Here is a 19,807-nt window from a genome sequence, read left to right on the forward strand (position 1 = left end):
GTGTCGAGCGAAGTCGAGACACCCAGCAGGACAGCGCGAGGCTGAGGGGCATCTCGACTTCGCTCGATGCGAACGGGTTTGGATTTAGGCTATGCCTTCCCCTTGATCCCCGCCGCTTCCTCGAGCTCGACCAGCGCATCCTCCAGATAGTCGATCAGCCGCTGGACATGCGGCACGCTGCGGCGGCAGGCGGTGATGCCGAAGTCGATATTCTTGTTGTTGCTGACCTGCGTGATGTTCATCGCCATGCCGTCGACGGGGATGCTCGCGGGATACATGCCGTCGAGCCGCGCGCCGTTCCAGTAAAGTTGCTCGCGCGGGCCGGGGACGTTCGAGATCGTCACCGAATAGGCCGGAAATTTGTCCGCGGTGCGCGTCAGCGCGGTCAGCATCTGCGGCATCTGGGTGATCGCGGTATAGATCTGGATCTGCTGCGCGGTCATCTCGCGCAGCTGCGCCTTGGCGGCGTTCATCGACGCCTGGATCGTCCGCATCCGCTCGGCCGGATCGTCGATATGGGTCGCGAGATTGGCGGTCACCGCCGCGACCGAATTGCCCGAATCGATATCGTCCTTGGCGCGGATCGACACCGGCGCCATGGCTTTCAATGGCTTGTCGGGCAGCTCGTTCAGCGATTGCAGATATTTGCGCATCGCGCCCGAACACATCGCGAGCACCGCGTCGTTGATCGTGCCGTCATACGCCTTGCCCATCGCGCGCACGCGCTCGAGCGACCAGCTTTGCGCCACGAAGCGCCGCGCGCCGGTGATGTTGCGGTTGAAGCTGGTGCGCGGCAACCCGGCCCATGGCGTTGTGAGGTCGCCGCCGCCCATACCAAACATTGCTGCGGCATATTGGTTGAGGGCCTTGCTTACCCCGACGCTATTGCCCCATTGTTCCTTCAGAAAGGCGCCGATCGCTTTCAGGTCGGTGATGCTGGGGGTCGGCGCCTTTTTCGCGGTCGGGAATTTGCGCTTATACGCCTCATAGACCTCGACCGACATCGGCGACGCGGTGGGCTTGTAAGTCTTGTCGTTGCTCAGCATAGCATTGGTGAAATGCATCGAGCTGGCGCCGTCCATGAAGGCGTGGTGGATCTTGAAATAGGTCGCGATCTGGCGATTGGGGAGCCCCGAGATCAGGGTGATTTCCCACAAGGGCCGAGTGCGGTCGAGCAAGGTGCCGTGGAGGCGCGAGGCGAGTTCGAACATCTCGCGGTAGCGCCCCGGTTTGGGGAGCGCCGCCGCACGGACATGGTAATGCATGTCGATGTCCCTGTCGGGGACCAGCCGGATCGGACCGTACTGGCCGAGCGGGGTGAGCTTCAGCACCTCGCTGAACGGCCGCCGCAGCCCTTCGGACTGGCGCAGCAGCGCGAGCATTTCGTCGAGCCATTCGGTCTCGTCGACCTTGTCGGGCAAAGTATAGAGATTGACGCCGCCGACATGCATGGGGGTTTCGCGCGTCTCAGCGACCAGAAACATCGCGTCGCTTATCGGCATCAGCCGCATGGTCGCTCTCCCCACTGTCATGCTGCGACTTTATGCTGCGCAGCATGGCAGCGGCGGTGAGCGAGTCAAGCGGCGGCGATTTTCCGCAATGGTACAGAAGGTGAGGGCGATGATGACCGGACCCTCGCGTTCGAGATGATGCGGCGCGGCGGGCGGGATCAATATCGTCTCGCCCGCCGACAGGAGGCGTTCGCCGCCCCGTTGGTCGTCCCAGCAGAAACGGATATTTCCTTCCTCGACCGACAACAGGCCCCAGACGCCAGCCTTCAGCTCGTGTTGCAGCCAGAGGCCCGCGGGGATGCTGTCAGCATCGAACGGGCCGATGGTCCGGTAGGGCCTGGCCTGTACTGGAAGATCGGGGCCGCGCTGGACGATCTGCGCCGCCATATCAGAAGCCCGCAGTCGCGCGGATCACGAAGAAAGTGACGCCGAGGAAGGCGAAGCCCGCCGGCACCGCGAGGATCTGCGCTGCGACCGTGTGGCGGTCCATCGGCCCGGTCCAAGTCTGCAGCACGCCGTCGCTGCGGTCGAGCGGCGAGGCATGTTCCTCGCCTTTCTGCGCGTGTAGGATACCCGCGGTGACGAAATACATCAGCGCATAGAGCAGCGAGATCACGAGCATGAAGACCGTCGCGGTATCGCGCCCGGTCGCCGCCGCGATGCCGACGAAGAAGACGCCATAGAGCGCGAACATCGCGCGCCAGATTGTGCGGGGAAGCTGGAAGCCCGCCTGCATGCCGTGAACCTCATACGGATCGTTCGGCAGATGGATGGCGGCTTTGTCGTGGTCGGACGTCAGATGGTCAAACATGGGGAAGCTCCACTTTGCTGGACAAGGCCTCATCGCGGTCGCGATGAACGCTGATGCCGGCGAGGAGGCTTTCGGCGATCATGCGCGCCTTCGCCCCGACATGGTCCCGCGCCGCCGGCGTCGGCGCGATGTCGTTCAGTGTTCCGTAAAATAGCGCGAGCCAGCGCTCAAAATGCGGCTGACCGAGCGTCGGGATCGCTAGATGCTTCATCATCGGATTGCCGGAGAACGTCCCGGCGCCGAGCAGAATCGACTGCCAGAAGCGGTTCATCTGTCCCAGATGCGCGGGCCAGTCGTCGACGCGTTCGCCGAAGATCGGTCCCAGGTCGGCGTCGTCGCGGACGGCAGCATAGAAGCGGTCGACGAGCGCAGCGATGAAGTCCGCATCAATGCCCATCGCCGCAGCTTCGGCCTGACGGCCCGCGCGCGCGGCGATCGCATGGGGGTGGGCGGTGACGGTCCTGTTCATGGCTTCGACTCGATAATTGGTATCTGAAATACCTTTTATTCGTGGTTGAGGATAAAATCAATATCTGATATGCATATTTTATGCGATTGAGCCTTCATAGCGATTATGCCCTGCGCATCCTGATGGCGCTTGGCGCCACAGGCGAGCAGATGTCGGTCGACGAGATTGCGGGGCGCTATGGTGTCTCCCGCAACCATCTTGCGAAGGTCGCGCAGCGACTGCAGGGGCTCGGCTATGTCGCGACCCAGCGCGGGCGCGGTGGCGGGATGCGGCTCGCGCAGGACGCCGGCGAGATCAACGTCGGAACCGTCGTCCGCCAGTTCGAAAATCTCGACACGTTCGTCGAGTGCATGGATCCGGCGACCTCGACCTGCCCGGTACGCGGCGCGTGCGGATTGCAGGGCGTCCTCGGCGGCGCGCTCGGCGCCTTCGTCCGCTATCTCGACGATTATACGCTCGCCGATCTGCTGTCCCAGCCGGGCCGGTTCCGCGCGCTGCTCGGCGCCGGCTGATTCCCGTTGCGCGCCGCCACCAAGGCGGTATCGCAGCGGACATGGCCAAGCTCTATTTCTATTATGCCAGCATGAACGCCGGCAAATCGACGACGCTGCTGCAGGCGGATTTCAACTATCGCGAGCGCGGGATGGAGACGATGCTGTGGACCGCGGCGCTCGACGACCGCTATGGCGCGGGTCAGATCACCAGCCGCATCGGCCTGCTCGCCGAGGCGCATAAATTCGATCCCGAAAGCGACCTGTTCGCTGCGGTCAGCGCCGAGCATCTGGAGCGGCCGCTGGCATGTGTTCTCGTCGACGAGGCGCAATTTCTGTCGCGCGATCAGGTGCTCGGGCTCGCGCGGCTGGCCGACGAGATGAACATTCCGGTGCTTTGCTATGGGCTGCGCACCGACTTCGCCGCGAACCTGTTTCCGGGATCGGCGGCCCTGCTGGGCCTTGCCGACGCGCTCGTCGAATTGAAGGCCGTTTGCGAATGCGGGCGCAAGGCGACAATGAACCTCCGCGTCGACGAAAGCGGCCGCGCGGTCGTCGAGGGCGCGCAGACCGAGATCGGCGGCAACGACCGCTATGTCGCCATGTGCCGCCGCCACTTCATGGAGAAGCGCCGCGAGGCGGCAAGCGTGCCAACCGCGGTAGTCGCCGATGCGTAACGCGCTCTATATCGAACTCGGTGACGGCGACCTGCGTCTCGTCAAGCTGGCCGAGCCGCACCGCGAGGCGCTGCGCGCCGCCTGCGCCGCCGACCCCGACATCTGGCCGATCTATTCGTCGAGCTTCGATCCCGAGCATTTCGATGCGAGCTTCGCGGCGCTGATCGGACACGAAAGCCGGATGCCCTATGCGATTTTCGGCGGCGACCGGCTCGTCGGAATGACCGCCTGGCTGCGTCCCGACTGGACGGCGCAGACGATCGAGGTCGGCAACAGCTATATCCATCCCGACGCACGCGGCACGGGGTTCAACGGACGGCTCAAACGCTTGATGATCGATCATGCCTTTGCCGTCGGCATCCGCCGCATCGAGTTTCGCATCGACGAACGCAACAAGCGGTCCCAGGCTGCCGTCGCGAAGCTCGGCTGCACCAAGGAGGGGGTGCTGCGCGCCGAACGCATCACTTGGACGGGCCATGTTCGCGATACCGGGCTGTGGTCGCTGCTTGCGGACGAATGGAGGGCGCGCGCATGAGCCTCTGAAGGGTCAGCCCGGGTTCAGGGTCGACTTGCTATGGGACCGTGCAGGGCAGGGATTCGTGAATCGAAAGACCCGGACATGAAAAAACTGCTCTCCATCGCGCTCGCCGCCGTCCTGCTCCTCCCCGCCGCTTCGCCCGTGCTTGCCAAGTCCGCTGACGAGCCGCGCCCGCTCGGCGTCGAATCGAGCATCGCCTTTCCGAACGATGCAACGATCAAGACGTGGGAAGCCGATGGCGAGGACGGCATCTGGATTCAGACCCGCCATCGCGAATGGTATTACGGCAAGTTCGCGACGATCTGCCGCGACCTGGATTTCGCGCACGGCATCGGCATCGACAATCGCGGCACGGGGCAGCTCGACAAGTTCGCGGCAATTCTCGTCGGTCGCCAGCGCTGCCAGCTCATCTCCTTCGTGACCTCCGCGCCGCCGCCGACCAAGGCCGAACGGAAAGCGACCGTGGAAGCCGCAAAGGCGACGAAAGCCGCCGAGGCAAATTGACAAGCGCGCCGCGCGCCAGCAGGGCGCGCAGGATGAACGGCTGGATCATTCTCGACAAACCCGTGGGGCTCGGTTCGACGCAGGCGGTCGCCGCGGTTAAGCGGGTCTGCCGCGAGGCGGGGCTGGGCAAGGTCAAGGTCGGCCATGGCGGCACGCTCGACCCGCTGGCGTCGGGGGTGCTGCCGATCGCGCTCGGCGAGGCGACGAAGCTGTGCGGGCGGATGCTCGATGCCAGCAAGGTCTATGAGTTTACCGTGCAGTTCGGGACCGAGACCGCCGGGCTCGATGCCGAAGGCGAGGTGGTTGCGACCAGCGACGTGCGGCCGACGCCCACCGAGGTCGAGGCGGTGCTGCCGCGCTTCACCGGGGCGATCGAGCAGGTGCCACCCGCATACTCCGCGATCAAGATCGACGGGCAGCGGGCCTATGACCGTGCGCGGGCTGGCGAAACGGTCGAGATGAAGGCGCGGGCGGTGACCATTCACTCCCTTCGTCATGCCGGACTTGATCCGGCATCCATTGCAGCGGCCGAAGAATGGACCCCGGATCAAGTCCGGGGTGACGAAGCAGAAGAGGCGCGGCTCGCCTCCATCACCCTCACCGCCCATGTCTCGAAGGGCACCTATATCCGCAGCCTTGCACGCGACATCGCGCGGGCGGTAGGCAGCGTCGGGCATGTCACCATGCTTCGCCGCGTGCGTGCGGGGCCGTTCGACTTGCGACAAGCGATTTCGCTGGACAAATTGAACGCTTTCGGCCAAGGCGCCGCGCAATCAGATATCATTCTGCCGCTCGAGGCAGGGCTGGTCGACATCCCGGCTCTGAACCTTTCCCCGGAAGCGGCAGGGGCGATCCGTCAGGGTCGCGTCTGGACCGGGGAAAGCACGCACGACGGGCTCTATTGGGGACGCGATGCCGATAGTCGGCCGGTCGCCCTGATCGAGGCTTTGGCGGGAACGCTGAAAGTCGTGCGGGGCTTCAACATATGACACGATGTTCGAAGGAAGAAATATGTCGATTACCGCAGAGCGCAAAACCGAAGTCATCAACGACAATGCGCGCGCAAAGGGCGATACCGGTTCGCCGGAAGTCCAGGTCGCGATCCTGACCGACCGCATCAACACGCTGACCGAGCATTTCAAGGCGCACCACAAGGACAACCACAGCCGCCGCGGGCTGCTGATGATGGTCAACAAGCGCCGCAGCCTTCTCGACTATCTTCGCAAGAAGGACGAGGACCGCTACCAGGCGCTGATCGCGAAGCTGGGTCTTCGTAAATAAGAATTCGAGGGCGGCCCCGGACTTCCGGGGCCGCTGTCATATTGGTCGCCCGCATTTGCGCGCGATCGCAGGGCCGCTCCCGCATCCGGCGGGACCGCCACAGGGGCATCAAAGCGCCCCGTACCGCCCCGGGCCGGATTGCCCGGAATCAGAGGCCCCGCCCGGCATAGGGCCCGGCGGGCGAAGGAAACCACATGTTTGACGTGAAAAAAGTATCGATCGAGTGGGGCGGTGAAACGCTGACTCTCGAAACGGGCAAGGTTGCCCGCCAGGCCGACGGCGCCGTGATGGCGACGCTGGGTGAAACGGTCGTCCTGTGCGCGGTGACCGCCGCGAAGTCGGTGAAGGAGGGGCAGGACTTCTTCCCGCTCACCGTCCATTATCAGGAGAAATATTCGGCCGCGGGCCGCATCCCGGGCGGCTTCTTCAAGCGCGAGCGCGGCGCGACCGAAAAGGAAACGCTGGTCAGCCGCCTGATCGACCGTCCGATCCGCCCGCTGTTCCCCGAAGGTTTCTATAACGAAATCAACGCGATCGCCCAGGTGCTGAGCTATGACGGCCACAACGAGCCCGACATCCTCGCGATGGTCGCCGCATCGGCCGCGCTCACCATTTCGGGCGTGCCCTTCATGGGTCCGATCGGCGCCGCGCGCGTCGGTTATCTGAACGGCGAATATATCCTGAACCCGACCGACGAGCAGGTTGCCGAAGGCGACCTCGATCTGGTTGTCGCCGCGACCTATGACGCTGTGATGATGGTCGAATCCGAAGCGAACGAGCTGTCGGAAGAGGTCATGCTCGGCGCCGTCCTGTTCGCGCACGACGCGTGCAAGGAAGTCATCAAGGCGATCGTCAAGCTCGCCGAGCAGGCTGCCAAGGAACCTTGGGAAATGGCCGCGTCGGACGACAACGCCGCGCTCAAGGACAAGCTCAAGAAGCTGATCGGCAAGGACATCGCCGCCGCCTACAAGCTGACCGACAAGTCGGCCCGCTCGAACGCGCTGAACGAAGCGCGCGCGAAGGCGAAGGAAAGCTTCACCGCCGACGGCCTCAGCCCGCAGGACGTCATGGCCGGCATCAAGCTGACCAAGAAGCTGGAAGCCGAAATCGTCCGCACCGCCATCCTCAAGGACGGCAAGCGCATCGACGGCCGCACGACGACGCAGATCCGTCCGATCGTCGCCGAAACGCACTTCCTGCCCCGCGCGCACGGCTCGGCGCTGTTCACTCGCGGCGAAACCCAGACGATCGCCACGGCGACGCTGGGCACCAAGGATGCGGAGCAGATGATCGACGGCCTCAACGGCCTGTCGTACCAGCACTTCATGCTGCACTATAACTTCCCGCCCTATTCGGTCGGTGAAGTCGGCCGCTTCGGCGCGCCGGGCCGCCGCGAAGTCGGTCATGGCAAGCTCGCCTGGCGCGCGCTGCACCCCGTGCTGCCGACGAAGGACGAGTTCCCCTATACGATCCGCCTGACCAGCGACATCACCGAATCGAACGGTTCGTCGTCGATGGCGTCGGTGTGCGGCGGTTCGCTCGCGATGATGGACGCCGGCGTGCCGATCAAGCGGCCGGTGTCGGGCATCGCGATGGGCCTGATCCTCGAAGGCAAGGATTATGCGATCCTGTCGGACATCCTCGGCGACGAAGATCACCTCGGCGATATGGATTTCAAGGTTGCGGGCACGTCCGAAGGCATCACGACGATGCAGATGGACATCAAGATCGCGGGCATCACGCGCGAGATCTTCGAAGCCGCGCTCAACCAGGCGAAGGAAGGCCGCGCGCACATCCTTGGCGAGATGAACAAGGCGCTCGGCGAAACCCGCAGCGAATTGTCGGCGCACGCGCCGCGCATCGAGACGATGCAGATCGACAAGGCGAAGATCCGCGACGTCATCGGCACCGGCGGCAAGGTGATCCGCGAGATCGTCGCGACCACCGGCGCCAAGGTCGACATCGACGACGAAGGTCTGATCAAGATTTCGTCGAGCGACCTCACCCAGATCGAAGCGGCCCGCAAGTGGATCGCCGGCATCGTCGAGGAAGCCGAAGTCGGCAAGATCTATGACGGCAAGGTCGTCAACCTCGTCGATTTCGGTGCGTTCGTGAATTTCATGGGCGGCAAGGACGGTCTCGTCCACGTCAGCGAAATCAAGAACGAGCGCGTCGAGAAGGTCTCGGACGTCCTGAGCGAAGGCCAGGACGTCAAGGTCAAGGTCCTCGAGATCGACCCGCGCGGCAAGGTCCGTCTGTCGATGCGCGTCGTCGATCAGGAAACCGGCGAAGAGCTGGAAGACACCCGCCCGGCGCGCGAACCCCGCGAAGACCGCGGCCCCCGCGGCGATCGTGGCCCGCGCCGTGACGGTGACCGCGGCCCGCGTGGCGGTGGTGGCCGTGACCGCGATCGCGGCCCCCGCCGTGACGGCGGCGACCGCGGTGATCGCGGCCCGCGCCGCGAGCGTTCGGAAGACGGTCCGGAAGATCAGGGCCATGTGCCCGACTTCCTGAAGGACTAAGTCTTTCCGCAAACGGAACGAGAAGGGGCTGCCGAAAGGCGGCCCCTTTTTTGTCGGTTGTGGGGTGGTTTCCAGCCTTCCCATTCTCGTCATCCTGAACTTGTTTCAGGATCCATGGTCCGCCATTTCCTTAATCGCCGCGCCGGACGAACACTCAGTCCATGGATGCTGAAACAAGTTCAGCATGACGATGTTAGAAATGTCGTGGTCCGGTTGATTTCGGCCGTTGACGCCGGAACGGCCGCAAATGGCAGTAGATGTCCGCGACCGACCATCATCACCATCCCACGCGGCGTGGCTGCCCCCGGCCGACACGGACACGCATTGCGGTTCTTCCTTGAAACGGTCGACAGGGCTCAATAAGAGAACATATCGTGAATAAGATGGGAGGCCGGCTATGACGCTCTTCACCGCTTCCGACGGCATCGCGCGCTGCGGCTGGTGTGCGGCGTCGGAGGATTATATCGCCTACCACGACCGCGAATGGGGATTTCCCGTCGCCGACGACCGGCGATTGTTCGAGAAATTGAGCCTCGAAGGCTTCCAGTCGGGGCTCAGCTGGCGGACGATCCTGATGAAGCGCGAGAATTTCCGCGCGGCATTCGCCGGTTTCGATTTCGACCGCGTTGCGGATTTCGACGAAGGTGATGTCGAGCGCCTGCTTCAGGATGCCGGGATCGTCCGGCATCGCGGCAAGATCGAGGCGGTCATCAACAACGCTCGCCGCGCGCAGGATCTGATAGGCGAGAAAGGCTCGCTCGCGGCCTATGTGTGGGGCTTCGAGCCGCGCGGCGATATTCCCTATCTGGCCTCGACGTCGCCCGCGTCGATCGCGATGTCGAAGGATCTGAAGAAACGCGGCTGGAAATTCGTTGGCCCGACGACGGTGCACGCCTTTATGCAGGCGATGGGGCTGATCAACGATCATGCCGAGGGCTGCGCGATCCGGGCTGCCGCTGCGGACGCAAGGAAGGCCTTTCAGCCGCCACCGGGCTAGCCCCATTTTCCAGAATTCGTCATCGCGGACCCTTCGACAGGCTCAGGACAGGCTTGATCCGGGATCGATCGCGGCGATGAGGTCGTGGACCCCCGGATCAAGTCGGAGGGGACGAATCGGTGGGGCTCGCCCGGCTTGCCCCACCCGTCGTCCCGTGCAATAGGCGCCGCCCCTCGCACACCGGCCGGCACAGGACAGATTATGGATAGCAGCATGGCCGCCAGCGCGCTCGGCCTCGACTTCGGTACGACGAACACCGTCGTCGCGCTCGCCGACGGGCAGGGCGGTTCGCACCTCGTCGACTTCGCCGGCGACGAGGCGACCGGCCCCGTCTTCCGCTCGGCGCTCTGCTTCTGGGAAGAGGAGCGCGCGTGGCAGGGGATCGCATCCGAGGCGGGGCCATGGGCCATTTCGGAATATCTCCAGTCGCCGCTCGACAGCCGTTTCGTCCAGTCGTTCAAGAGCGTCGCGGCGAGCCCGCTGTTCGAGCGCGCGACGATCTTCGGCAAGCCGTTCCGCTTCGAGGATATGGGACGGCTGTTCCTCCAACGGCTCGTTGCGCACGCGGGCGGCCGCCTCGATCAGCGGCCGCGCCGCGTCATCGTCGGACGGCCGGTCGAATATGCGGGCGCGCGCGCCGACCCCGCGCTGGCGCGGCAGCGGTACGATGCGATGCTGGGTCAGTTCGGCATCGAGCTTTTCTATGTCCACGAACCGCTCGGCGCGGCGCACAGCTATGCCTCGCGCCTGACCGAACCGGCGACGATCCTCGTCGCCGATTTCGGCGGTGGCACCACCGATTTTTCGATTGTCCGCATCGCCGCGCCTGGGAGCCCGCGCCGCTGCGTCCCGCTCGCCTCGTCGGGCGTCGCGATCGCCGGTGACCGCTTCGACCAGCGGATCGTCGACAAGCTCGTCCTGCCGCTCCTCGGCAAGGGCGGCCGCTATCGCTCTTTCGACAAGATACTGGAGATTCCGGGCGGCTATTTCTCCGACTTCGCCGACTGGTCGCGGCTCGCGATGATGCGCAACCGCCGCACAATCGACGAGTTGAAGCGCCTGCAGCGCGACGCGATCGAACCCGCGCCTATCGGCCGGATGATCGCGCTGATCGAGCATGAGCAGGGCTTTCCGCTCTATGATGCGGTGGGCAAGGCCAAGCGCGCGCTTTCGGGCAGTGAGGAGGCTGAGTTCCGCTTCAGCGGCGGCGGCGTCGAGATCGGCGCGACGGTACGCCGCGCCGATTTCGAGGCGTGGATCGCCGACGACCTGGTGCGTATCGAGGCCGCGATGGACGCGGCGCTCGCCAAGGCGGGCGTCGAGGCGCGCGCCATCGATCGCATCTTCCTGACCGGCGGTTCGTCGCTGATTCCGGCGATCCGCGCGATCTTCGACCGCCGGTTCGGGGCCGAGCGCATCGCGTCGGGCGGCGAGCTGACCTCGATCGCGCACGGCCTCGCGCTGATCGGCGAGGAGCCCGACCCCGCGGAATGGGCGGCCTGACCAATCGACCGGGAAGGAAGGGGACGCGTGGGCGACCCCTTCCCTTCACACGCGGTCGGGGGATCAGCGCGCGAAGCGCTCGGCATAGTCGGCGCGCAGCCGGAGCCAATTGTCCCAATGCGGCGCGGGGGTCGCGCCGCGCAGCCGCGCTTCGAGCAGATCGACATGCGCGTGCCAGCCCGCGCTGACGTTCAGGCGGACGGTGACGTCCTCGATCCGTCTGTGGACGATGGTCAGCAAGACCTCGTCGCCCTGTTCTTCGAGGGTGAAGGTCACGCCGCCGGTGCTGCCCCACGTGACCGACAGCATGTGCGGGCCGTCGATCGCGGTGACCTCGCACGTCATGCGGTGCTCTTCGGCCATGCCTTCGGGGCGTTCGCCGGGCGGGTCGGTCAGTTCGTCGTTGCGCCAGACGAATTCGACCGGCGCCCCGACCTTTTCCTCCATCGTGCCCGCGGCGAGCCACTGGCGGCGCAACTCGCCGTCGGTGAGATAGGCCCAGACGCGGTCGATCGGGCCGGGAAGTAGGCGCTGGAGGGTCAGCGTCGCGGGCTCGGTCAGCGTGCCATAGGCGTCATCGGTCAGCGTGGCGGTCATCGTCATTCTCCTTCTTTGCCGGGGAGGGGCTTTCTGCGGGCAGGGGTTGCGGATTGCGGAGCAGTGCTTCGAGGGTGTCGAGGCGGTCGGTCCAGAAGCGGCGATAGATGCCGAGCCACTGATGGGCGCTCATCAGCGGGGCCGGATCGAGGCTGCAGACATGGGTGCGCCCGCGAACGTCGCGGCGGATCAGCCCCGCCGCCTCAAGCACCTTGATATGCTTGGACGCCGCCGCGAGCGACATCGCGAAAGGTTCGGCAAGCTCGCCGACGGTGCGCTCGCCCACGGCGAGTTCGCCGAGCATTTGGCGCCGCGTCGTATCGCCGAGCGCGTGGAAGATCGTGTCGAGGCTATGCGAATCATGTTCAACCATGTGGTTTAATATTGACGAGTCGGATTTTATTGTCAACCATATGGTTGAATGATAGCGGGCTCGCTTGGCGCAGCCGTAAACTGCGTCTAGCCTCTGTGCTGACCGTGTCCGCAATCAGAGTGATTCCATGATGTTCGAAACGCTGATCCTGTCGATTGCCATCGCGAGCGTGGCGGCCGCGCCGGCTCCGCAGCCGACTCCATCGTCCCCGCCGATGATGGCGCCGCCGCCTCCGCCGCCGCCGCTTCCGGTGCCGCCGAAGGCCGACGAGCCCGACACGCGGCCTTATGTGGCGCTGGTCACCGACGCGGGGACGATCGTAGTGCGGATCGAGAACAAGCGCGCCCCGGTCACCGCCGCCAACTTCCTCCGCTATGTCGACACCAAGCGCATGGACGGCTTTTCCTTCTATCGCACGACGCGCAGCTGGGGCCCCGACAGCAAGCTGGTGCAGGCGGGCAACCGCGGTGACGCGCGCAAGAATTTCCCGCCGATCGCGCACGAGCCGACCAATGTGACGGGGCTCAAGAGCTGCGACGGCGCTCTCCTGATGGCACGGCTCGCGCCGGGTGATGCGACCACCGACTTCTTCCTGCTGCTCAGCAACATCCCGGGGTTCGAGGCCGATCCCAAGGCGCCCGGCGACAATGCGGGCTTCGCGGTGTTCGGCGAGATGGTCGCGGGCCGCGACGTCGCCGAGAAAATCTACGCGCTGCCGGTGTCGGCGACCGCGGGCGAGGGCGCGATGAAGGGGCAAATGATCGAACCCGCGGTAAAGATCGTCTCTGCCCGCCGCGTCCCCGCGCCGGCCGAGGCGCCGAAAGGCTGCGTGACGGGGGGCAGCTGACGCGCTGGGCAAAGGCCGCGTGGGCAAGCGATCATTTATTTTGCGTTCATCCGCGCTGTGGCTATACCGCAGCCATGATTCAGCGTCCCTCCCTGCGCGCCACGACGCGCCTGCTCGCCGCCGCTCTCGTCATTTCGCCGCTGCTCGCCGCCTGTGCGGGCGGGTCGGGGGTCAAGAAGGACACGCGTTACGTCGCGCGCGACGTCAACACGCTGTACCGCGCGGCGCAGGACCGGCTTGACCGCAAGCAGTACAAGGTCGCGGCGGCGCTGTTCGACGAAGTCGAGCGCCAGCACCCCTATTCGCCATGGGCGCGCCGCGCGCAGCTGATGAGCGCGTTCAGTTACTATATGGACCGCGAATATACCCCGGCGATCGAGGCGGCGCAGCGCTTTCTGTCGATCCACCCGGGCAACAAGGACGCGCCCTACGCCTATTATCTGATCGGCCTCAGCTATTATGAGCAGATCAGCGACGTGACCCGCGACCAGAAGATCACCGAGCAGGCGAAAAATGCGCTCGGCGAAGTGATCCGCCGCTATCCCGACAGCCGCTACGCCGCCGACGCGCGGCTCAAGGTCGACCTGGTGCAGGACCATCTTGCGGGCAAGGAGATGGAGATCGGCCGCTTCTATGAGCGCAGTTCGAACTGGCTCGCCGCTTCGATCCGCTTCCGCGAAGTGACCGAGAAATTCCAGACGACGAGCCACACGCCCGAGGCGCTCTATCGCCTGACCGAATGCTATCTCGCGCTCGGCATTCCCGAGGAAGCGAAGAAGTCGGCGGCCGTGCTCGGCGCCAACTATCCGGGCAGCAAATGGTACGACCGGGCCTACGACCTGATGCGGAAGCACGCGCCGACGGCGTGATGCGGTTCGGGGAATAGATTCGCATTTTGTTCTGCGTTAAGAGCGGGACATGCTGACCGCCTTGTCCATCGCCAACATCGTTCTGATCGAACGGCTCGATCTCGATTTCGAGGCCGGGCTGGGCGTTCTGACGGGCGAGACCGGCGCGGGCAAGTCGATCCTGCTCGACGCGCTGGGCCTTGCGCTCGGGATGCGCGCCGACAGCGCGCTGGTGCGGCAGGGCACGGACAAGGCGCAGGTGACCGCAAGTTTCACGCCCCCGGCCGAAGCGACGCCGCTCGCCACGCTGCTGGCGGAGAATGAGGTCGCGCTGGAACCCGGCGAGCCGCTGCTGATCCGCCGGACGCTGAAGGCCGACGGCGGCAGCCGCGCCTTCCTCAATGACCAGCCCTGTTCGGCGGCGCTGCTGCGCGAGGTCGGGGGGTATCTGGTTGAAATCCATGGCCAGCACGACGATCGCGGCCTGCTCGCGCCCGCGGGCCACCGCGCCCTGCTCGACGCCTATGCACGTGCGGATACCGGCGCGGTGGCTGTGGCGCACGCGGCCTGGCGCGCGGCGGAGGAAAAGCTGGCGGTGGCGAAGGCCGCGATTTCGGAAGCGACACGCGACCGCGAATGGCTCGAGCATTGCGTCGCCGAACTGCAGACGCTCGACCCGCAGCCGGGCGAGGAAGCCGAGCTCGCCGAAGCGCGCGCGGCGATGCAGAAGGGCGAGAAGATCGCGGGCGATCTCGGTACGATCCTCGAGGCCTTCGACGGCAGCGACGGCGGTCCCGCACTGCTGCGCGGCGCGGCGCGGCGGCTCGACCGGCTCGCGGGCGATCACCCGCTGCTCGCCGAGGCGCTCGCGGCGCTCGACCGTGCGATCATCGACGCAGACGATGCCGAGACCAAGCTGGGAGAGGCTGCGCGCGCGCTCGAGTATGATCCCGAGCGGCTCGAAGCGGCGGAGACGCGGCTGTTCGAACTGCGCGCGATGGCGCGCAAACATGGGGTCCAGCCCGACGAGCTGGCCGAACTCACGGGCACATTGGCCGCGCGGCTCGATGCGATCGAGGGCGGCAGCGCGGGGCTCGCGAAACTCGAGGCTGCGGTGGCCGAGACCGCCGCCGCCTATACCCATGCCGCGACCGCGCTGTCCGACCTGCGCGCCAAGGCGGCGACGCGGCTCGACGCCGCGGTCGCGGGCGAACTCGTGCCGCTGAAACTCGACGCGGCGCGCTTCCAGACCGCGGTCGAACGGCTTCCCGCCGAGCGCTGGGGCGCCGACGGGATCGACCGCGTCGAATTCCTGATCTCGACCAATCCCGGCGCGCCCTTCGCGCCGCTCGCGAAGATCGCGTCGGGCGGCGAGCTCTCGCGCTTCATTCTCGCGCTGAAAGTCGCGCTCGCCGAGGAGGGCGGGGCCGACACGATCATCTTCGACGAGATCGACCGCGGCGTCGGCGGCGCGGTGGCGAGCGCGATCGGCGAGCGGCTCGCGCGCCTGTCACGCGGCGGCAAGCAATTGCTCGCGGTGACGCACAGCCCGCAAGTCGCGGCGAAAGGCGCGTCGCATTTCATCATCGCCAAGTCGAGCGAGGGCACGGTCACGCGCACCGGCGTCCGCGCGCTTGACGAGCCGGGCCGCCGCGAGGAAATCGCGCGCATGTTGTCGGGCGCCGAAGTCACCGAAGAAGCGCGCGCGCAGGCCGAAAGATTGCTGGAGACGATATGACCGGGCAGGCCGAACGCTATCGCGACGAAGGCTATCTCGCGCTGCCCGGCTTCGTGCCGACCGACGTCACGCACGCGCTGCTCGGCATGATGAAGGGCGACCTGACGCGCGGCGGCGTGTCGTTCGACCGGCTGAAGCGCAAACACGCGCTGCTCGCGAACGAGGCGGTCGAGATTTACGGGCGGCATTATCTGCCGCTCTCGACCTTCCTCTGGGGGATGACGCCGGCGGTCAGCGCGCTCGTCGGGACCGCGCTCAAGCCCTCCTATTGCTATTTCCGCATGTATCGGCAGGGCGACGTCTGCCACGTCCATTCGGACCGCTACGCCTGCGAGCACAGCCTGTCGCTGTTGCTCGCCGCAAGCGACGACAAGCCGTGGGCGCTCGAGGTCGGATCGCAGCATATCGAGACCCCGCGCGAGCGCGCCGATCCCGATTTCGGCGATGAGGCCTACGGCTCGGTGCCGATGCTGCCGGGCGACGCGGTGCTTTACCAGGGCGTTCACCGCCTGCACGGACGGACGATGCCGAACCCCAATCGCTGGTCGGCGCATCTCTTTCTCCACTGGGTCGATCCCGCGGGCCCCTATGCCGAACATGCGATGGAAGGCGTGGTGATCCCAGCGACCGAAACGCTGGCGATGGAACAGGCGTGATCGCGCGATGACGCCCGCGCATCCGCTCGACCGTCCGATCTGGACGATGCTCACCGGACGGCAGGCGCATCTGGCTGAGGGGGGCGACCGCGCGAAGCGGATCGACCGCGGCTATGGCGTGTTCGGGGTCGCCGCCGATACCGGCGCGGAGGCGCAGGCGGCGCTCGCGGCGCTGGTTCCCGATGACGGCGAACTCTGGATCGTTGAAGGCGAGCCGTGGCCCGTTCCGGCGGGTGCGCGCGAGGTAAAGCGGGCAGTGCTTGCGCAGATGGTCGCCGACGGTCCGCCCCCCGAACCGCGCGACGGCGAGCCGCCGATCGTCGCGCTCGGCGAGGGGGACGCGGCGGAAATGGCGGCGCTTGCCGACCATGCAAGGCCGGGACCATGGGGCCCCGCGACGCATCGCTATGGTCCCTTCTTCGGGATCCGCGAGAATGGCCGCCTGCTCGCGATGGCGGGGCAGCGCATCCTCGTGCCCGGCATGGCCGAGGTCAGCGGCGTTTCGACGTGGGCGGATTGTCGCGGACGCGGCCTGGCGCGCGCGCTGATCGGCCATGTCATGCGCGCAATGGTCGCGCGCGGCGAGCAGCCGTTCCTGCACAGCTATGCCGACAATGAAGGCGCGATCGGCCTCTATGAATCGCTCGGCTTTCGCATCCGGCGCGAGGTGCATGTGCTGGTGGTCGCGAAGTGAACCGCCGCGAACATCTCATGGCGCTGCTGGCGATGGCGGCAGCCTTGTTGCCCGCGGCGAGGGGCCGGGCTCTGGAGGACATGATGGAAGACGCCGATCCGCACTATGGCCTCATCGGGCAGATGATCGCGCAGCCGGGGCAGCGCGCGGCGCTCGTCGCGATTCTTGGCGAAGGTACGGGGGCGATGCCGGGCAACATCGCCTATCTGATCGGCGAGGACGCTGCGAACCCCGATGCGATCTGGATCGTCGAGCTGTGGGACAGCAAGGACGCGCACGCCGCATCGCTGCAGCTTCCCGAGGTTCGGGCGGCGATCGCGAAAGGTCGCCCGCTTATTGCAGGATTTGGCACTCGCGCGGAGTTCAAGCCGGTGGCAAAAGCCGCTGCATGACCGAGATTGAATCGCTTTCCCCCGCCGACGCCGCCAACGAACTGATGCGGTTGGCAAAGCAGATCGCGCATCACAACAAGCGCTATCACGCCGAGGATGCGCCCGAGATTTCCGACGCCGATTATGACGCGCTCGTCCGCCGCAACAATGAAATCGAAGCGGCTTTCCCCGATCTGATCCGTGCCGACAGCCCGAACCGGCTCGTCGGCGCCGCGGTCGAGGCCTCGCCGCTCGCCAAGGTCACGCACGCGGTGCGGATGATGAGCCTCGACAACGCCTTTTCGGGCGAGGATGTCGAGGAATTCGCCGCGCGCGTGCGGCGCTTCCTCAACCTCGGCGAGGGCGAGGGTGTCGCGCTGACCGCCGAGGACAAGATCGACGGGCTGTCCTGTTCGCTGCGCTACGAACAGGGCCGGCTGGTGCAGGCGGCGACGCGCGGCGACGGCACGGTGGGCGAGGATGTGACCGCGAACGTTCGCACGATCGGCGATATTCCGCAGGAGCTGGCGGGCGAGGCGCCCGACGTCTTCGAGATCAGGGGCGAGGTCTATATGGCCAAGTCCGATTTTGCGGCGCTGAACGCGCGGTTGATGGAGGAGGGAAGGGCGCTTGCGGCGCAGCGCGGGCAGGAATTCGATCCCGCGACCGTCCGCCAGTTCGCCAACCCGCGCAACGCGGCGGCGGGATCGCTGCGCCAGAAGGACGCGAGCGTCACCGCGTCGCGCCCCTTGCGCTTCCTTGCGCATGGCTGGGGTGAGGCGAGCGCGGTTCCTGCCGACACCCAGTTCGACATGATGCAGCGGATCGCGGCGTGGGGCGTTCCCGTCTCGCCGCTACTGAAGCGCTTCGAGGGCGTTGCCGAGGTGCTGGCGCATTACCGGACGATCGAGGCCGAGCGCGCCGAGATGCCCTACGACATCGACGGCGTCGTCTATAAGGTCGACCGGCTCGACTGGCAGCAGCGGCTGGGCTTCGTCGCGAAGGCGCCGCGCTGGGCGATCGCGCACAAATTCCCGGCCGAGCGGGCGCAGACGACGCTCGAAGCCATCGACATCCAGGTCGGCCGCACCGGCAAGCTGACCCCGGTCGGGCGGCTTACGCCCGTCACCGTCGGCGGGGTCGTCGTCTCGAACGTCACGCTCCACAACCGCGACGAGATCGGCCGCCTAGGCGTGCGCCCCGGCGACCGCGTCGTGATCCAGCGCGCCGGGGATGTGATCCCGCAGGTGGTGGAGAATCTGACACGCGACGAGGAACGCGCCGCTTACATTTTCCCCGATCATTGCCCGGTGTGCGGCAGCGAGGCGGTCGCCGAGGAGGGCGAGGTCGACGTGCGCTGCACCGGCGGCCTGATTTGCAACGCGCAGAAGTTCGAGCGCCTGCGCCACTTCGTCAGCCGCGGCGCGCTCGACATCGAGGGGCTGGGCGAGAAGAGCATCCAGGAATTCCTCGACCTCGGCTGGCTAGACAAGGGGCCAGCCGACATCTTCCGCCTGAAGAACCACCGCGACGAATTGCTCGGCCGCGAGGGGTGGAAGGAAAAGTCGGTCGACAATCTGTTCGCCGCGATCGAGGCGAAGCGGTCGCCCGACGCGGCGCGGCTGCTGTTCGGGCTCGGCATCCGCCATATCGGCGCGGTGACCGCGCGCGATTTGCTCAAAGGCTTAGGTGATATTGCGCTGCTGCCCGCAAAAGCGGCCGAGATTCAGGCCTATCTCGACGCCAACCCGCAAGCCGAAGGCGAGTCCGACGGCAAATATCAGACGCGCAAGATGGACGCGATCAAGGCGATCCTCGAAGTGCGGGCCGACGGGATCGGACCGGCCGTCGCCGAAGCGCTCGGCGATTTCTTCCATGAGCCGCACAACCGCGCGCTGTGGGATGATCTGCTGAGCGAAGTGTCACCGCCGCCCTATGTCGTCGAGACGCGCGAAAGCGAGGTGTCGGGGATGACCGTCGTCTTCACCGGCAAACTGGAGACGATGAGCCGGGACGAGGCGAAGGCGCAGGCCGAAGCGCTGGGGGCCAAGGCGGCGGGAAGCGTGAGCGCCAAGACCGATCTCGTCGTCGCGGGACCGGGCGCCGGATCGAAGCTCAAACAGGCGAGCGCGCTGGGTATCAGGGTGATTGACGAGGCTGAATGGGCGGAGATTGTGAAGGCGGCGGGATGATAATCCTCCCTGACGCGAAGCGATGGGGAGGGGGACCGCCCGCCATGCGGGTGGTGGAGGGGCTGCGACGTCGCGCCAATAGCCCCTCCGTCAGCGGCTACGCCGCTGCCACCTCCCCATGGCTTCGCCACAGGGAGGAGCTATAACGACGGTGCGCGCCGTCACAGACGGTCGCCACGAAATGCTG

Annotated in this window: 22 protein-coding genes; 16 read left to right on the plus strand and 6 right to left on the minus strand. The window is 66.1% G+C overall.

The window, feature by feature from the left end; all coding sequences use genetic code 11:
- Nucleotides 1-89: 89 nt before the first annotated feature.
- The 4 genes from QOL79_RS01115 to QOL79_RS01130 are packed head-to-tail and all read right to left on the minus strand — an operon-like array spanning nucleotide 90 to nucleotide 2,791.
- Nucleotides 90-1,532, minus strand: a complete 1,443-nt coding sequence (locus QOL79_RS01115) for a WS/DGAT/MGAT family O-acyltransferase (protein WP_283418344.1) — start codon at nucleotides 1,530-1,532, stop codon at nucleotides 90-92.
- A gap of 9 nt (nucleotides 1,533-1,541) precedes the next feature.
- Entirely contained in the window at nucleotides 1,542-1,898 is a 357-nt protein-coding gene (locus QOL79_RS01120) for a TehB-like domain-containing protein (RefSeq protein ID WP_283418345.1), read from the minus strand.
- 1 nt (nucleotide 1,899) lies between these two features.
- The gene (locus QOL79_RS01125; RefSeq protein ID WP_058455692.1) at nucleotides 1,900-2,322 is read right to left on the minus strand and encodes a hypothetical protein; all 423 of its coding nucleotides are present in this window, start codon (nucleotides 2,320-2,322) and stop codon (nucleotides 1,900-1,902) included.
- Nucleotides 2,315-2,791, minus strand: coding sequence for a group III truncated hemoglobin (locus tag QOL79_RS01130; RefSeq protein WP_283418346.1), 477 nt, complete (start codon nucleotides 2,789-2,791; stop codon nucleotides 2,315-2,317). The genes QOL79_RS01125 and QOL79_RS01130 overlap by 8 nt, the downstream gene beginning before the upstream one ends.
- An 80-nt stretch (nucleotides 2,792-2,871) precedes the next feature.
- Here QOL79_RS01130 and QOL79_RS01135 point away from each other — a divergent pair, with 80 nt between their 5' ends.
- The 9 genes from QOL79_RS01135 to QOL79_RS01175 all read left to right on the plus strand — a co-directional run bounded on the left by QOL79_RS01135 (nucleotide 2,872) and on the right by QOL79_RS01175 (nucleotide 11,304).
- A complete protein-coding gene (locus QOL79_RS01135) occupies nucleotides 2,872-3,303 on the plus strand; it encodes an RrF2 family transcriptional regulator (RefSeq protein ID WP_283418347.1) in 432 nt (143 codons plus the stop codon).
- 41 nt (nucleotides 3,304-3,344) lie between these two features.
- Entirely contained in the window at nucleotides 3,345-3,959 is a 615-nt protein-coding gene (locus QOL79_RS01140; RefSeq protein ID WP_283418348.1) for a thymidine kinase, read from the plus strand.
- Nucleotides 3,952-4,494: a GNAT family N-acetyltransferase gene (locus tag QOL79_RS01145; protein ID WP_058455696.1), complete on the plus strand. Its 543-nt coding sequence runs from the start codon at nucleotides 3,952-3,954 to the stop codon at nucleotides 4,492-4,494. Before QOL79_RS01140 ends, QOL79_RS01145 begins: the two co-directional genes overlap by 8 nt.
- A gap of 84 nt (nucleotides 4,495-4,578) precedes the next feature.
- On the plus strand, nucleotides 4,579-5,001 hold the full coding sequence (locus tag QOL79_RS01150) for a DUF6491 family protein (protein WP_283418349.1): 423 nt from the start codon (nucleotides 4,579-4,581) through the stop codon (nucleotides 4,999-5,001).
- Nucleotides 5,002-5,033: 32 nt separating this feature from the next.
- Nucleotides 5,034-5,990 (plus strand): tRNA pseudouridine(55) synthase TruB, encoded by a 957-nt coding sequence (gene truB / locus QOL79_RS01155; protein WP_058455697.1) that lies wholly within the window; start codon nucleotides 5,034-5,036, stop codon nucleotides 5,988-5,990.
- A gap of 22 nt (nucleotides 5,991-6,012) precedes the next feature.
- Nucleotides 6,013-6,282, plus strand: a complete 270-nt coding sequence (gene rpsO, locus QOL79_RS01160; protein WP_058455698.1) for a 30S ribosomal protein S15 — start codon at nucleotides 6,013-6,015, stop codon at nucleotides 6,280-6,282.
- A gap of 194 nt (nucleotides 6,283-6,476) precedes the next feature.
- Nucleotides 6,477-8,804, plus strand: a complete 2,328-nt coding sequence (gene pnp, locus QOL79_RS01165) for a polyribonucleotide nucleotidyltransferase (RefSeq protein WP_058455699.1) — start codon at nucleotides 6,477-6,479, stop codon at nucleotides 8,802-8,804.
- 397 nt (nucleotides 8,805-9,201) lie between these two features.
- Nucleotides 9,202-9,801: a DNA-3-methyladenine glycosylase I gene (locus tag QOL79_RS01170; protein ID WP_283418350.1), complete on the plus strand. Its 600-nt coding sequence runs from the start codon at nucleotides 9,202-9,204 to the stop codon at nucleotides 9,799-9,801.
- Between the two features lie 201 nt (nucleotides 9,802-10,002).
- Nucleotides 10,003-11,304, plus strand: coding sequence for an Hsp70 family protein (locus tag QOL79_RS01175; protein ID WP_283418351.1), 1,302 nt, complete (start codon nucleotides 10,003-10,005; stop codon nucleotides 11,302-11,304).
- A 63-nt stretch (nucleotides 11,305-11,367) separates the two neighbouring features.
- On the opposite strand, the gene QOL79_RS01180 is transcribed toward QOL79_RS01175, so the two are convergent.
- Complete coding sequence (locus tag QOL79_RS01180) at nucleotides 11,368-11,901, minus strand: SRPBCC family protein (RefSeq protein ID WP_283418352.1); 534 nt, start codon at nucleotides 11,899-11,901, stop codon at nucleotides 11,368-11,370.
- Nucleotides 11,879-12,274, minus strand: a complete 396-nt coding sequence (locus tag QOL79_RS01185) for an ArsR/SmtB family transcription factor (protein ID WP_283418353.1) — start codon at nucleotides 12,272-12,274, stop codon at nucleotides 11,879-11,881. The genes QOL79_RS01180 and QOL79_RS01185 overlap by 23 nt, the downstream gene beginning before the upstream one ends.
- 130 nt (nucleotides 12,275-12,404) lie before the next feature.
- On the opposite strand from QOL79_RS01185, the gene QOL79_RS01190 reads away from it, so the two are divergent.
- The 7 genes from QOL79_RS01190 to ligA all read left to right on the plus strand — a co-directional run bounded on the left by QOL79_RS01190 (nucleotide 12,405) and on the right by ligA (nucleotide 19,620).
- Nucleotides 12,405-13,121: a peptidylprolyl isomerase gene (locus tag QOL79_RS01190; RefSeq protein ID WP_283419024.1), complete on the plus strand. Its 717-nt coding sequence runs from the start codon at nucleotides 12,405-12,407 to the stop codon at nucleotides 13,119-13,121.
- Nucleotides 13,122-13,195: 74 nt separating this feature from the next.
- Nucleotides 13,196-13,990: an outer membrane protein assembly factor BamD gene (locus QOL79_RS01195; protein WP_058455703.1), complete on the plus strand. Its 795-nt coding sequence runs from the start codon at nucleotides 13,196-13,198 to the stop codon at nucleotides 13,988-13,990.
- A 49-nt stretch (nucleotides 13,991-14,039) separates the two neighbouring features.
- On the plus strand, nucleotides 14,040-15,707 hold the full coding sequence (gene recN, locus QOL79_RS01200; protein WP_283418354.1) for a DNA repair protein RecN: 1,668 nt from the start codon (nucleotides 14,040-14,042) through the stop codon (nucleotides 15,705-15,707).
- Entirely contained in the window at nucleotides 15,704-16,363 is a 660-nt protein-coding gene (locus tag QOL79_RS01205) for a hypothetical protein (RefSeq protein ID WP_283418355.1), read from the plus strand. The genes recN and QOL79_RS01205 overlap by 4 nt, the downstream gene beginning before the upstream one ends.
- Nucleotides 16,364-16,370: 7 nt before the next feature.
- Nucleotides 16,371-17,057 carry a GNAT family N-acetyltransferase gene (locus QOL79_RS01210; protein ID WP_283418356.1) on the plus strand — a complete coding sequence of 229 codons (687 nt, stop codon included), beginning with the start codon at nucleotides 16,371-16,373 and terminating at the stop codon, nucleotides 17,055-17,057.
- A complete protein-coding gene (locus QOL79_RS01215; RefSeq protein WP_502957441.1) occupies nucleotides 17,054-17,449 on the plus strand; it encodes a putative quinol monooxygenase in 396 nt (131 codons plus the stop codon). Before QOL79_RS01210 ends, QOL79_RS01215 begins: the two co-directional genes overlap by 4 nt.
- Complete coding sequence (ligA, locus tag QOL79_RS01220) at nucleotides 17,446-19,620, plus strand: NAD-dependent DNA ligase LigA (protein WP_283418357.1); 2,175 nt, start codon at nucleotides 17,446-17,448, stop codon at nucleotides 19,618-19,620. Before QOL79_RS01215 ends, ligA begins: the two co-directional genes overlap by 4 nt.
- Nucleotides 19,621-19,807: the final 187 nt, after the last annotated feature.

This window comes from Sphingopyxis sp. Geo48 (assembly GCF_949769155.1).
Lineage (GTDB): Bacteria > Pseudomonadota > Alphaproteobacteria > Sphingomonadales > Sphingomonadaceae > Sphingopyxis.